This is a genomic window from Stenotrophomonas sp., assembly GCF_036662295.1.
Lineage (GTDB): Bacteria > Pseudomonadota > Gammaproteobacteria > Xanthomonadales > Xanthomonadaceae > Stenotrophomonas.
In genome coordinates this window covers 1-13,814 of record NZ_JAVWXA010000104.1, presented here as the reverse complement: position 1 = coordinate 13,814, position 13,814 = coordinate 1, and the positions used below count along the sequence as shown (strand labels likewise).

Genomic DNA, 13,814 nt, shown 5'->3' with positions numbered 1-13,814 from the left:
GGGGGTGGGGGTGTGCGGGTTCGCGGGACCGTCACACGCCATGGATGGCGTGTGCCAGCGTCCATGGATGGATTCACCGCGTGTCCCGCGAACCCGCACACCCCCACCCCGCGCGAAAAAGCCGGCACTCGCACGCATTTACACCCTCGCAAAGACCATCAACAAAACCCGCATGACCGGGTGGAGAAAAACAAAAACCCCGGCGCAAGGCCGGGGTTCGTGATCGAGCATTTACCGCTGGAATCAGAAGGACATGTCGAAGGCGACTTCGCCCTGCACGCCCACCTGGTAGGCCGACGGGCGGCGCTCGAAGAAGTTGGTCAGTTCCTGCACGTCCTGCAGCTCCATGAAGGGCAGCGGGTTGCGCACGTTGTACTTCTTTTCCATGCCCAGCTTCTGGAAATGGTTGTCCGCGCAATGCTGCAGGTACTCGCGCATGTCACGGGTGGAGATGCCCGCCACGCCGCCGGACAGCACGTCCTCGGCGAACTGCACTTCGCACTCGATCGCCTCGGCCAGCATGTCGTAGACCTCCTGCTTCATCCGGTCATCGAACAGGTCCGGCTCTTCCTCGCGCACCACCCGCACCGACTCGAAGGCGAAGTCCATGTGCGCGCTTTCGTCGCGGAACACCCAGTTGGTGCCCGAGGCCAGGCCCGGCAGCAGGCCGCGCGAACGGAAGTAGTACACGTAGGCGAAGGCCGCAAAGAAGAACAGGCCTTCGATGCAGGCGGCGAAGCAGATCTGGTTGAGCAGGAACTGGCGACGCTCCTCGCGCGTTTCGATCCGCTTGAGGTTCTGGATCGAGTCGATCCACTTGAAGCAGAAGTCGGCCTTCTTCTTGATCGAGTCGATGTTCTCCACCGCCGCGAACGCCTTGACGCGCTCATCCGGGTCCGGCAGGTAGTTGTCGAGCAGGGTCAGGTAGAACTGTACGTGCAGCGCTTCTTCGTAAAGCTGGCGCGACAGGTACATGCGCGCTTCGGGCGCGTTCAAGTGCTGGTACAGGTTCAGCACCAGGTTGTTGGACACGATCGAATCGCCGGTGGCGAAGAACGCGACCAGGCGGTGGATCAGGTGGCGCTCGCCCGGCGACATCTTGTCGTGCAGGTCGCTGATGTCGATCTGGAAATTGATTTCCTCGACCGTCCAGGTGTTCTTGATCGCGTTGCGATACATGTCGTAGAACTGCGGGTAGCGCATCGGGCGCAACGTCAGTTCGAAACCTGGATCGAGCAGCATTTGGCTCGGCTTGTCTGCCATGGGAATGTCCTTGGTTCGGTTGGCCACTTCCCGATCGGGGGAAGCGTCGAAAGACCCGCGCGGGTGCGCGGCGGGCTTCCGGCACCGCAGGCGGTCTGCGCCCGGCGGTGTCAGCGTGTCTGGGGTAACGCCGCCGGGCAGGGCCCGGCGTTCAAGCGGTGTCGATCCTCTCCGGTACCCACCAACGGTGGGTACCTACCCGTTGCAATGCCGGCCGATCGGGCCGGCACGCCGTGTTACTGGCACGCCTCGCAGGCTTCGGGGTTCTCCAGCGAGCAGGCCACTGCTTCGACCGGGGTGTAGCTGCTGACCGTGGTCTTGGCGATCTTGGTGGCCGGGCGCGAGCGCAGGTAGTAGGTGGTCTTGATGCCCTGCTTCCAGGCGTACATGTACATGGAGGACATCGCGCCGATGTTCGGGCTTTCCATGAACAGGTTGAGCGAGGCGGACTGGTCGATGAACGCGCCGCGGTCGGCGGCCATGTCGATCAGCGAACGCATCGGCAGTTCCCACGCGGTGCGGTACACGTTGCGCAGCGTTTCCGGGATCTGGGCGATGCCCTGGATGGAGCCTTCGGCGAGCTTGATCGCATCGCGCATTTCCGGCGTCCAGTGACCCAGCTTCTTCAGCTCGTTGACCAGGTAGCGGTTGACCTGCAGGAAGTCGCCGGACAGGGTCTCGCGCTTGAACAGGTTGGACACCTGCGGCTCCACGCACTCGTAGCAGCCGGCGATCGAGGCGATGGTCGCGGTCGGGGCGATGGCGATCAGCAGCGAGTTGCGCAGGCCATGTTCCTTGATGCGCTCGCGCAGGGCGTCCCAGCGCGCGGTGTCTTCGGGCACCACGTTCCAGGCGTCGAACTGCAGCTCGCCGCTGGCCGCACGGGTGTCGGCGAAGGACGGGTGCTTGCCGCGTTCCTGGGCCAGTTCGACCGAGGTTTCCAGCGCGTGGAAGTAGATCGCTTCGGCGATCTTCTTCGACAGCGCGCGCGCTTCGGCACTGTCGAAGGCCAGGCGCTTGCGGAAGAACACGTCCTGCAGGCCCATGCAGCCCAGGCCGACCGGACGCCAGCGCAGGTTGCCGCGACGCGCGGTTTCGATCGGGTAGAAGTTCAGGTCGATGACGCGGTCGAGCTGGCGCACGGCCAGGCGCACGGTGTCGGCCAGCTTGTCGAAATCGAACTCGCCGTGGGCATCGAAGTGGTTGCCCAGGTTGATCGAGCCCAGGTTGCACACCGCGGTCTCTTCGGCCGAGGTGATTTCCAGGATTTCGGTGCACAGGTTGGACAGGTGGATCACGTTGCCGGCGCGCAGGGTCTGGTTGCTGGCGCGGTTGCACTTGTCCTTGAAGGTCATCCAGCCGTTGCCGGTCTCGGCCAGGGTGCGCATCATCCGCGAGTACAGCTTGCGCGCGGAGATGGTGCGCTGGGCCTTGCCCTGGGCTTCGGCCTGCAGGTAGGCCTGCTCGAAGGCTTCGCCGAACAGGTCGGTGAACTCGGGCACCACGCGCGGATCGAACAGCGACCATTCCTGGTCGGTCTCCACGCGCTTCATGAACAGGTCCGGGATCCAGTTGGCCAGGTTCAGGTTGTGCGCACGGCGCGATTCGTCACCGGTGTTGTCGCGCAGCTCGAGGAAGTCCTCGATGTCGGCGTGCCAGGTTTCCAGGTACACGCAGGCCGCGCCCTTGCGCTTGCCGCCCTGGTTGACCGCGGCCACGGACGAATCCATGGTCTTGAGCCACGGCACGATGCCGTTGGAATGGCCGTTGGTGGACTTGATCAGCGAGCCGCGCGAACGCACGCGGGTGTAGCTGACGCCGATGCCGCCGGAGAACTTGGACAGCTGGGCGATGTCGCCGTACTTGGCGTAGATCGACTCCAGCGAGTCCTGCGGGGAGTCCAGCAGGAAGCACGAGGACAGCTGCTCGTGGGTGGTGCCGGAGTTGAACAGGGTCGGGCTGGACGGCAGGTAGTCCAGGCTGCCCATGCGCTTGTACAGGGCCAAGGTTTCCGGCACGTCTTCGCTCAGCGCGCTGGCGATGCGCAGGAAGAACTGCTGCGGGGTCTCGATCACCTTGCGGGTGTGCGGATGGCGCAGCAGGTAGCGGTCGTACAGGGTACGCAGGCCGAAGTAATCGAAGTTCAGGTCCAGCGAGATGTCGATCGCATCATTGAGCTTGCGTGCGTTGGTCTGCACGAAGTTCAGCAGGCGGTCGTTGATCAGGCCCACTTCGTGGCCGCGGCTGACCGACTGGGAGAAGGCGTAGATCTCCTGGCCGGAGACTTCCTTGGCGATGAAGTTGGCCAGCAGGCGCGCGGCCAGGCGGCCGTACTCGGGCTCTTCACCGATCAGCAGGGCGGCGGTGCGGATGGACAGTTCGTCCAGTTCCTGGGTGGTGGCGCCGTTGTACAGGCCGGAGATGGTGCGGGTGGCCACGCGCATCGGATCGACCGCGTGCAGGCCTTCTGCCGAACGCTGCACCGCGCGCACGATCTTGTTCAGGTCCACCAGTTCGGTAGTGCCGTTGCGCTTGGTGACGCTCATGGCGTTGGCCGTGGGCGGCGAGGTCAGGAGGAACTCGCTTTCCTGCTGGGTGGCTGCGCTGGTTTCGGTGCTCACGGCGTTTTCCTCTTGGCGTGATTTGGGGTCGTACAGCGTCGCCTGACGGTCAGGCGTCGGACCGGTACACGGACTCCCAAGGGTGGACCTGCGGCGTCGCATGGGCCGCGACAGCGCAGGCGTGCCTGCGGGCGGTGTCCCTTGCGTCGCCGGCCCCTTCCCCCCGGGTGTGCGCGACCAGCACCGCACGCTGTACTGCATGCGGTTGTCAGTAGGTCTTCAGGCCATCAGCGTGAAGGCGATACGCCCGGTGACTTGTGGTCCCCGGTACCGACGGCCACAAGATAGTGGGGGTACCAGGTGTCGTCAACGCCAAATGTAGTGAAATTGGGCAATCCCTTGGGGCGCAAGGATCCGCATTTCCGGCCCGCCGACGAACGGTCCGGACCCGTCGAAACCGAGTGCGCAGTCAAGGCCGGAACGGCCACGGCCGGTGAGAAACAGGCAGGCCGAAAACAGAACACCGGCCTCACGCGGCCCTAACGAATCGGGCGCGGACCGGCCCCCTGCCCCGCCCCAGGGGCGTGCCGGTGCGGCCCCGCCCCTGCCGCCGCACATGCGCCGCTCAGGCCCGGTGCGCGGTGCCCAGGTACTCGGCGCTCTGCATTTCGATCAGGCGCGAGGCGGTGCGCTCGAAGGCCCCCTGCAGGCGGGTGCCCGAGTACAGGGCCACCGGCGCGTCGGTGGCGGTGCAGACCAGGTTGACGTGGCGGTCGTAGAGCTCGTCGATCAGGTTCACGAACCGGCGCGCGGCGTCCTCGTTGAGCTTGTCGAAGTGCGGGATGTCGCCCAGCAGCACGGTGGTGAACTCGTGCGCGATCTCGATGTAGTCCGACGGGCCGCGCGGGCCTTCGCACAGGGCCTTGAAGTCGAACCAGGCGATGCTCTTGCCGCGGGCGCGCACCGGGATCTTGCGGGCCTCGATCTCGATGTTGCCCGGCTTGGCCGGCTGGCCGCCGCTCAGTTCGGCCCAGCGCGTGCCCAGCCAGGCATCGCTGCCGGCGTCGCGCGGGGCCTGGTACACCGGCGAGCGGGTCAGCGCGCGCATCCGGTAGTCCTCGGTGCCCTCGGCGTACAGCTCCACGCAGTAGGTCTGCAGCAGGCCGATGGCCGGCAGGAAGCTGTCGCGCTGCAGGCCGTTGAGGTACAGGTTCTCCACGGCGGTGTTGGAGGTGGTGACCAGGGTCACGCCCTCGGCGAACAGCCGCTCCAGCAGCCGGGCCAGCACCATGGCATCGCCGATGTCGGTGACGAAGAACTCGTCCAGCACCAGCACGCGCAGCTTGGTGCGCCATTCCTGCGCGATCCGGGCCAGCGGGTCGCTCTGGCCCTGGTGCTCGCGCAACCGCTCGTGGATGCCGCGCATGAAGCGATGGAAGTGGGTGCGGTACTTCTGCTCGATCGGCAGCCCGTCATAGAACAGGTCCACCAGGAAGGTCTTGCCGCGGCCCACTCCGCCCCAGAAATACAGGCCCTTGACCGGGTCGGGCTTCTTCCAGAACGCGGAGAGGCGGTCCAGCCAGCCGTCCTGCGCGCTGTCGACCAGGGCCAGGTGGATGCGGTCCAGCTCGGCCAGCGCGGCATGCTGGGCCGGATCGTTCTGCCATTCGCCCCGGGCCACGCCATCGGCGTAGCGCTGCGACGGGGTCATCGCACCGTCGCTCATGCGCCGGTGGCGCCGGCGTCGGGCAGCCAGTGCTTGACCCCGTGGGTGATGGCCCCGCGCAGGTCGATCAGCTTGCGGTGGAAGAAGTGGCTGGTGTCGGGCATGCGCACCAGCTCGTGCGGCGCCTGCAGGCTGTCCAGCCAGGCATAGACCGCCTGGGGATCGACGATTTCATCGTCCTCGCCCTGGATGACCAGCCACTGCGCCGGCGGCTGGATGCCGTCGAAGTCCCAGCGGCCGGCCGGCGGGGCGATGGAGATCTGCGCCTGCGGCTGCAGGGCGGCGGCGGCCTTGAGCGAGACGAACGCGCCAAAGCTGAAACCAGCCAGCCACAGGGCCTGGCCCGGGCGCTGGGCGCGGACCCAGGCGACCACGGCGGCCAGGTCGTCCTGCTCGCCGTTGCCGTGGTCGAAGCTGCCGGCCGAGCCGCCCACGCTGCGGAAGTTGAAGCGCACCGTGGTGATGCCCAGCGCGCGCAGGGTGGTGGCGACCATGGTCACCACCTTGTTGTGCAGGGTGCCGCCCTCGGTGGACAGCGGGTGGCAGATCACCGCGACGATCGGCAGGGCCGGCGCTTCGCCGGTGGGCAGGTCGACCGCCACGTCCAGCGGCCCGACCGGGCCATCCAGCACCAGGGTGGCGCTGGCGGGGGGGAAAGGAGGATTGTGCATGGCGTCATAATACCGCTCCCCCGCGGGCTGCACCGCCGCGCTTGCCTGGTCGGACATGCTCTATCTGGTTTTCAGTGTGTGTTGCAGCGTGCTGGTGTCGGTGCTGCTGAAGCTGGCGCCGCGCCAGCGCCTGGACATGGCCCAGGTGGTGACCTGGAACTACCTGGTGGCGAGCGTGCTGAGCCTGGTGCTGCTGCGCCCGTCGCTGGCCTCGCTGCAGGCCGCGCGCGCGCCCTGGCTGGCCCTGCTGGGGCTGGCGGTGGTGCTGCCGTCGATCTTCCTGGTGATGGCCCGGGCGGTGAACGCCGCCGGCATCGTGCGCAGCGACGTGGCCCAGCGCCTGTCCCTGCTGCTGTCGCTGGCCGCCGCCTTCCTGGTGTTCGGCGAGACCGCCAACGGCTGGAAGCTGGCCGGGCTGGGGCTGGGGTTGCTGGCGATCGTGGGCATCAGCGTGCGGCCGCGCGCGGCGGCTGCCGAACCCGGCGGGCAGCGTGCCTGGCCGTGGCTGCTGGGCGTGTGGGTGGGCTACGCGGCGGTGGACATCATGCTCAAGCAGGTGGCGCTGTCGGGCACGCCGTCGATGGCGGCCCTGACCGCCAGTTTCGCCCTGGCCTTCGTGCTGATGCTGGCCCTGCAGCTGTGGCGGCATGCGCGCCGCACCTCGCCGCTGCAGTGGCGCAACCTGGGCGCGGGCGCGCTGCTGGGGCTGCTCAACTTCGGCAACATCCTGTTCTACGTGCGCGCCCACCAGCACCTGCCCGACAGCCCGGCGGTGGTGTTTGCCGGCATGAACATCGGCGTGGTGGTGCTCGGCGCGCTGGTGGGCGTGCTGGCCTTCGGCGAGCGCACCAGCCCCTGGAACCGGGCAGGCCTGGGGCTGGCGGTGGTGGCGATCGGTTTGATCGCCTGGGGGACGGCGGCGGGCTGATCGGCGGCCGGTGCAGCACCGGCCGGCCGGGTCAGCGATCGAAGCCCAGCAGCAGCGGGTCGTGGTCCGAACTGCGCCACGGGCCCTTCTCGTTGCGGTCGCGGTAGCCCACGTCGTCGGCTTCGTCGGCATTGGTGTGCCATTCGGCCGCGCCACGCAGGCGCGCGGCCATGCCCGGGCTGAGCAGGGCATGGTCGAGCCGGCCGCTCATGCCGTTGTAGACGTAGCTGTAGGGGCGCTCGACCTTGGCCACGGCGAAGGCGTCGCGCCAGCCGGCCTCGTGCAGGGTGCGGATCGGATCTTCCATCGCATAGGCGTTGAAGTCGCCCAGCAGCACCGCATCGGTGCTGCCGATCCCGGTGGGGTCGGTGGCCAGCCACTGGTCCAGCAGCGTGGCCGAGGCCACCCGGGTGGCGTTCCAGCAGGCCTGGTCGTCCTTCTGGTCGGCGTCGGCACCGCTGGCCTCGGCACACCCCTTGGACTTGAAGTGATTGGCCACCACCACGAACGGGGCGCCCTTGCCGGCGCGGAAGGCCTGGGCCAGCGGCACGCGGCTGTGCGGGCCGAACGGTCCCTGCTCCAGCGTGGCCGGCGCACCGACCGGGGTGACCCGCGAGGCGCGGTAGAGGATGCCGACCCGGATCGGGTTTTCACCCGGGCCCTTGCCGGCGTCGACGAAGCGCCAGTCCGCGCCGGCGCCGCGATCGGCGTTGAGGGCATCCACCAGCTGGGCGATCGCCGACTGCGGGCCGTAGCCGTCGTTTTCCAGTTCCATCAGCGCGGCCACGTCGGCCCCCAGGGCGTTGATGGTGCCGACCAGCTTGGCCTTCTGCGCCTGGTGTTCGGCCAGCGTGCGCGCGCCGCGCAGGGTGGGGAAGCCACCGCCCTGGCCGTCGCCGTTGAAGAAGTTTTCCAGGTTGAAGGCAGCCACGTGCAGCGCGCCGGGCACCACCGGCACGGCCGGGCGCGCCAGGCGCGGCAGCACCAGCGGGCGGGTCACCTGCAGCCGCGGGGTGCCCTTGTCGTCCACCCGCACGATGCCCTCCACGTTGCGCAGGACCATGCCGGTGCGCAGGGTGGCGCCGGCCGGCAGGTAGGCCACCGGCCCGGGATCGCGCGCGGTGCTGCCGTCATCGAGCAGCAGGCGGCGGTGGGCGTTGTCGGCGGCCACCTGCGAATGGCCGGCGCTGCGCGGGGCGGCCACTTCGCTGGGCTGCCACAGGCGACCGTCGAAGGCCACGGTGAGTTCGCCGAAACGGGCCAGCCCGTCGGTCCCGGCCAGGGTGAGCGGGGCGGCGATGCGCACCGCCTGCCCGTCCAGCGCGCGCCAGTCGGCCGGGGCGGCGGTCAGCGTGACGGTGGCAGCGGCCTTGGCCGGGCGGGCGGCCGGCGCGGCAACGCGCTGCGGCTGGGCAGCCGGGGCCAGGCCGGGCAGTGCCAGCAACAGGGCGAACACAAGCGGGGAACAACGCATGGGAAGACGACTCCGGGAACGTGCAACCAGACGATCAGGCAGGGACGACCGGGGCATGCGCCGCCGGCAGGGAGCAGATGGTAGCAACGCCACCACGACGGCGGCATTGCAGAACACGGCGGCCCGGCCGCGCCGGGTGGCACGGCCGGGCGGCGGGCGGTGATCGGCCTGGTCGGCAGGCCACGACCGTGGGTCGTGGCGGATGGCCCTGCGTGGGGGCAATGCCGCGACCTGCGGTGAGGGTTACCGCAGGTTGGCCAGCATCCAGTCGACGGTGGCGTGGATCTGTTCTTCGGTCAGCGCCGGGTTGCCGCCCTTGGGCGGCATGATGCCGCCATCGGGGCCGGTGTAGCCCTCCACCGCATGCTTGTAGAGGGTGTCCTTGCCCTGGGCGATGCGCGCATCCCAATGGCCATGGTCCAACGTGGGGGCATTGCCGACGCCGTTGGTGTGGCAGGCGGTGCAGAGGTTGTCGAAGATCACCTTGCCGTCGGTGGTGCCGCCGTAAGCGACCTGCGAGGCGGCCTTGGCCAGCGCGGCCGTCTTGGCGGCCGCCTGCGCGGCGGCGCCGGTGCTGCCGGCATAGACCGCCCCGGCCGGGGCAATGCGCAGTTCGGTGCGCTTGGCCGCCTGGGGCGAGATTTCAGGGGGAATGCGGGTGTGCAGGTAGGCAGCGAACAGAATCAGGCCGAGCGTGATGGCCATCAGCAGCGCGATGACCATGGAGAAGCGTTTCAGGAACTCGAGGTCGTAATTCCGCACTCTCTATACCCCTGGCTGGTAGTCGTTGGACCACGGCTTGTCGCCCGAGTATGACCAGCGTCAGCGGCGCTCTGCAAGCCGCCACGTTCTATCGCAATGCAGCATGGCCCGGGCTCAGCCGCCAGCGGCGCGCAGGCAGAAAACGCAGATCGACTCGACCAGCTGGTCTTCGTCGCCATGCGCGTCGCGGCTGGGCGCGGTGGGGCCGACCAGCGCCTCGGTGAAGGCGCCGACGATGCAGGCCGCGGCCACGTGGGTGTCCTGCGCGGGGAAGCTGCCGGCCTGGACGCCATCGGCCACGATCCGCCGGAACACCTCGCCGAACAGCCGGCGGCAGCGGATGCGCTCGGCCTCCACCTCCGGGTCGACCGGTTCGGCGATGAAGGCATAGGCCAGCCCGGGGCCGGCCAGCGCGCGGCGCACGAAGGCGGTGATCGCCCGGCGCAGGCGCTCGGGCGCGGGCAGCGGCTCGGCGGCGATGGCCTCGAAGATGCGCAGCTCGTGCTCGACCGCCGCGGTGAGCACCTCCACGAACAGCTCGGCCTTGGACGGGAAGTGCCGGTAGATCAGCCCGGTGGAGACCCCCGCCTCGGCCGCCACGGCGGTGACCGGGGCGTTGCGGTAGCCGCCGGCGGCCACCAGCGCACGGGTGGCCAGCAGGATCCGTTCACGGGCCCCTGCCAGGCGTTCTTCCATCAATGCGGAGCGTTTGTAGGCCATTTGTTGATTCTATGTTCAATTTTTGAATTTGTGTTCACTTCTTGCAGGAACCCCGCTACGCTGGGGCCACATCGCCCGCGGGACGGTCTGCTGTCCGTCCACCCCAACCGGCGCGTCCCATCCAGCAGTTGCGGAGCCGCCCCAATGCACGTCCCCACCATGAATTTCGATCTCGGCGAAGAGATCGACCTGCTGCGCCAGAGCGTGGCCCATTTTGCCTCGGCGGAGATCGCACCGCTGGCCGCCCAGGCCGACGAGGACAACGTGTTCCCGCACCCGCTGTGGCGCAAGCTCGGCGAACAGGGCCTGCTCGGCCTGACCGTGGAAGAGCAGTACGGCGGCAGCGGCATGGGCTACCTGGCCCACGTGGTGGCGATGGAAGAAATCTCGCGCGCCTCCGGCGGCATCGGCCTGTCCTACGGCGCGCACTCCAACCTGTGCGTGAACCAGCTGCGCAAGAACGGCAACGAAGACCAGAAGCAGCGCTTCCTGCCCGGCCTGTGCAGCGGTGAGAAGGTGGGCGCGCTGGCGATGAGCGAACCCGGCGCCGGCTCGGATGTGGTGTCCATGAAGCTGCGCGCGGACAAGCGCGGCAGCCACTACGTGCTCAACGGCAACAAGATGTGGATCACCAATGGCCCGGACGCCGACGTGCTGGTGGTGTACGCCAAGACCGACGTGGACGCCGGCGCCAAGGGCATCACCGCCTTCCTGGTGGAAAAGGGCATGAAGGGCTTCTCCACCGCGCAGAAGCTGGACAAGCTGGGCATGCGCGGCTCCAACACCTGCGAGCTGGTGTTCGAGGACTGCGAAGTGCCCGAAGAGAACGTGCTGGGCGCGGTCGGCGGTGGCGTCAACGTGCTGATGTCCGGGCTGGATTTCGAGCGCGTGGTGCTCTCCGGTGGCCCGCTGGGCCTGATGGCCGCGGCCATGGACGTGGTGATGCCCTACGTGCACGAGCGCAAGCAGTTCGGCCAGGCCATCGGCACCTTCCAGTTGATGCAGGCCAAGCTGGCGGACATGTACGTGGGCCTCAACGCCTGCCGCGCCTATGTGTATGCGGTGGCGCGCGCCTGCGACCTGGGCCGCACCACCCGCCAGGACGCCGCCGGTGCCATCCTGTACTCGGCCGAGAAGGCCACCTGGCTGACCGGCCAGGCCATCCAGGTGCTGGGCGGCAACGGCTACATCAACGAGTACCCGACCGGGCGGTTGTGGCGCGATGCCAAGCTGTATGAAATCGGCGCGGGCACCTCGGAGATCCGCCGCATGCTGATCGGCCGCGAACTGTTCCAGCGCACCAGGTAAGGGCACGCCATGACCGTATTGAGCACCCAGCTGCAACCGGGCAGCGACACCTTCGACACCAACCGCGCGGCCCTTCAGGCCGTGGTGGACGACCTGCGCGCCACCCTGGCGCAGACCGCGCTGGGCGGCAGCGAGGCGGCCCGCGCCAAGCACACCGCGCGCGGCAAGCTGCTGGTGCGCGATCGCATCGATGCACTGCTCGATCCGGGCAGCGCCTTCCTGGAAATCGCGCCGCTGGCCGCGCACGGCATGTACGGCGACCCCATCCCCAGCGCGGGCGTGGTGGCCGGCATCGGCCGGGTCAGCGGGGTGGAATGCGTGATTGTGGCCAACGATGCCACGGTCAAGGGCGGCACCTACTACCCGATGACGGTCAAGAAGCACCTGCGCGCGCAGGAGGTGGCCGAGCAGAACCGGCTGCCGTGCATCTACCTGGTGGATTCGGGCGGGGCGTTCCTGCCGCTGCAGGACGAGGTGTTCCCCGACCGCGACCATTTCGGCCGCATCTTCTACAACCAGGCCAACCTCTCGGCGCAGGGCATCCCGCAGATCGCCTGCGTGATGGGCAGCTGCACCGCCGGCGGTGCCTACGTGCCGGCGATGAGCGATGAGACGGTGATCGTGCGCGAGCAGGGCACCATCTTCCTCGGCGGCCCGCCGCTGGTGAAGGCGGCCACCGGCGAAGTGGTGACGGCCGAGGAACTGGGCGGTGCCGACGTGCACACGCGCATTTCCGGCGTGGCCGACCACATGGCCGACAACGACCTGCAGGCGCTGGCGCGGGTCCGGGCGATCATCGCCCAGCTCAACTGGCGCAAGCCCGAGCCGGCGCTGGCCGTGCAGGCCCCGCTGGAACCGCGTTATCCTGCCAGCGAGCTGTATGGGGTGATTCCGGCCGACACGCGCAAGCCCTACGACGTGCGCGAGGTGATCATGCGCGTGGTGGACGACTCGCGCTTCGACGAGTTCAAGCCGCGCTACGGCAACACGCTGGTCACCGGTTTCGCGCACCTGCACGGCTACCCGGTGGGCATCATCGCCAACAACGGCATCCTGTTCTCCGAGTCGGCCCTGAAGGGCGCGCACTTCATCGAGCTGTGCACCCAGCGCGGCATCCCGCTGGTGTTCCTGCAGAACATCACCGGCTTCATGGTCGGGCGCAAGTACGAACACGGCGGCATCGCCAAGGACGGGGCCAAGCTGGTGATGGCCGTGGCCTGCGCGAAGGTGCCCAAGTTCACCGTGGTGATCGGCGGTTCGTTCGGCGCCGGCAACTACGGCATGTGCGGCCGCGCCTACTCACCCAACTTCCTGTGGATGTGGCCCAACGCGCGCATCGGCGTGATGGGCGGCGAACAGGCCGCCAGCGTGCTGGCCACGGTGAAGCGCGACGGCATCGAGGCCAAGGGCGGGCAGTGGTCGGCCGAGGATGAAGACGGCTTCAAGGCGCCCATCCGCGACCAGTTCGAGCAGCAGGGCCATCCCTACTACGCCAGCGCGCGGCTGTGGGACGACGGCGTGATCGATCCGGCCGACACCCGCCGCGTGCTGGGCCTGGCCTTGTCGGCCAGCCTCAACGCACCGGCCCGGAAAACCGAATTCGGCGTGTTCCGCATGTAAGGCAGGCGCGGCCCCGCAAGGTGCCGCCCCGCTCCGCCCCTGGCCCGCGCAACGAGACCCTCATGTTCACCAAGATCCTGATTGCCAACCGCGGCGAAATCGCCTGCCGTGTCATCGCCACCTGCCAACGCCTGGGCATCGCCACGGTGGCGGTGTATTCGGACGCCGACCGCCACGCGCGCCACGTGCGCCTGGCCGACGAGGCCATCGCGATCGGCCCGGCCCCGGCGCGCGAGAGCTACCTGCGCGGCGAGGCCATCCTCGACGCCGCGCGCCGCACTGGCGCCCAGGCGATCCATCCCGGTTACGGTTTCCTTTCGGAAAACGCGGACTTCGCCCAGGCCTGCGCCGACGCCGGCATCGCCTTCATCGGCCCCTCGGCCGCGGCGATCCGCGCGATGGGCGACAAGAGCGCGGCCAAGGCGCTGATGCAGCAGGCCGGCGTGCCGCTCACCCCCGGCTACCACGGCGATGAGCAGGCACCGGACTTCCTGCGCACCCAGGCCGATGTGATCGGCTACCCGGTGCTGATCAAGGCCAGTGCCGGCGGCGGCGGCAAGGGCATGCGCCGGGTGGATGCCAGCGCGGACTTCATCGACGCGCTGGCCAGCTGCCAGCGCGAGGCGCAATCGGCGTTCGGCAACGCGCACGTGCTGGTGGAAAAGTACGTCGAGCGCCCGCGCCACATCGAGATCCAGGTATTCGGCGACAGCCACGGCAACGTGGTGTACCTGTTCGAGCGCGACTGCTCGGTGCAGCGCCGCCACCAGAAGGTGCTGGA

At 68.6% G+C, this 13,814-nt stretch carries 11 protein-coding genes; 4 read left to right on the top strand and 7 right to left on the bottom strand.

Annotated features, from left to right (window positions below):
- Positions 1-243: 243 nt before the first annotated feature.
- The 4 genes from RSA25_RS16150 to RSA25_RS16135 form a co-directional block, all read right to left on the bottom strand.
- Positions 244-1,263, bottom strand: a complete 1,020-nt coding sequence (locus RSA25_RS16150; RefSeq protein ID WP_332809861.1) for a ribonucleotide-diphosphate reductase subunit beta — start codon at positions 1,261-1,263, stop codon at positions 244-246.
- Positions 1,264-1,499: 236 nt separating this feature from the next.
- Complete coding sequence (locus RSA25_RS16145; RefSeq protein WP_332809860.1) at positions 1,500-3,884, bottom strand: ribonucleoside-diphosphate reductase subunit alpha; 2,385 nt, start codon at positions 3,882-3,884, stop codon at positions 1,500-1,502.
- Positions 3,885-4,449: 565 nt separating this feature from the next.
- Positions 4,450-5,550 carry a cell division protein ZapE gene (zapE, locus tag RSA25_RS16140; RefSeq protein ID WP_332809859.1) on the bottom strand — a complete coding sequence of 367 codons (1,101 nt, stop codon included), beginning with the start codon at positions 5,548-5,550 and terminating at the stop codon, positions 4,450-4,452.
- Positions 5,547-6,221 carry a CocE/NonD family hydrolase gene (locus RSA25_RS16135; protein WP_332809858.1) on the bottom strand — a complete coding sequence of 225 codons (675 nt, stop codon included), beginning with the start codon at positions 6,219-6,221 and terminating at the stop codon, positions 5,547-5,549. Before RSA25_RS16135 ends, zapE begins: the two co-directional genes overlap by 4 nt.
- A gap of 55 nt (positions 6,222-6,276) precedes the next feature.
- On the opposite strand from RSA25_RS16135, the gene RSA25_RS16130 reads away from it, so the two are divergent.
- The gene (locus RSA25_RS16130; protein ID WP_332809857.1) at positions 6,277-7,149 is read left to right on the top strand and encodes an EamA family transporter; all 873 of its coding nucleotides are present in this window, start codon (positions 6,277-6,279) and stop codon (positions 7,147-7,149) included.
- Between the two features lie 31 nt (positions 7,150-7,180).
- Here the strand turns inward: RSA25_RS16130 and RSA25_RS16125 are convergent, their stop codons facing one another.
- The 3 genes from RSA25_RS16125 to RSA25_RS16115 all read right to left on the bottom strand — a co-directional run bounded on the left by RSA25_RS16125 (position 7,181) and on the right by RSA25_RS16115 (position 10,105).
- Entirely contained in the window at positions 7,181-8,623 is a 1,443-nt protein-coding gene (locus tag RSA25_RS16125) for an ExeM/NucH family extracellular endonuclease (RefSeq protein WP_332809856.1), read from the bottom strand.
- A gap of 243 nt (positions 8,624-8,866) precedes the next feature.
- Positions 8,867-9,385: a c-type cytochrome gene (locus tag RSA25_RS16120; protein WP_332809855.1), complete on the bottom strand. Its 519-nt coding sequence runs from the start codon at positions 9,383-9,385 to the stop codon at positions 8,867-8,869.
- A gap of 114 nt (positions 9,386-9,499) precedes the next feature.
- Complete coding sequence (locus RSA25_RS16115) at positions 9,500-10,105, bottom strand: TetR/AcrR family transcriptional regulator (RefSeq protein ID WP_332809854.1); 606 nt, start codon at positions 10,103-10,105, stop codon at positions 9,500-9,502.
- A 144-nt stretch (positions 10,106-10,249) separates the two neighbouring features.
- Here RSA25_RS16115 and RSA25_RS16110 point away from each other — a divergent pair, with 144 nt between their 5' ends.
- The 3 genes from RSA25_RS16110 to RSA25_RS16100 all read left to right on the top strand — a co-directional run.
- Positions 10,250-11,413, top strand: coding sequence for an isovaleryl-CoA dehydrogenase (locus RSA25_RS16110; RefSeq protein WP_332809853.1), 1,164 nt, complete (start codon positions 10,250-10,252; stop codon positions 11,411-11,413).
- 9 nt (positions 11,414-11,422) lie between these two features.
- Positions 11,423-13,033, top strand: coding sequence for a carboxyl transferase domain-containing protein (locus tag RSA25_RS16105; protein ID WP_332809852.1), 1,611 nt, complete (start codon positions 11,423-11,425; stop codon positions 13,031-13,033).
- Positions 13,034-13,095: 62 nt separating this feature from the next.
- Positions 13,096-13,814, top strand: a 719-nt coding sequence (locus tag RSA25_RS16100; protein ID WP_332809851.1) for a biotin carboxylase N-terminal domain-containing protein, incomplete at its 3' end; no start/stop codon positions are given.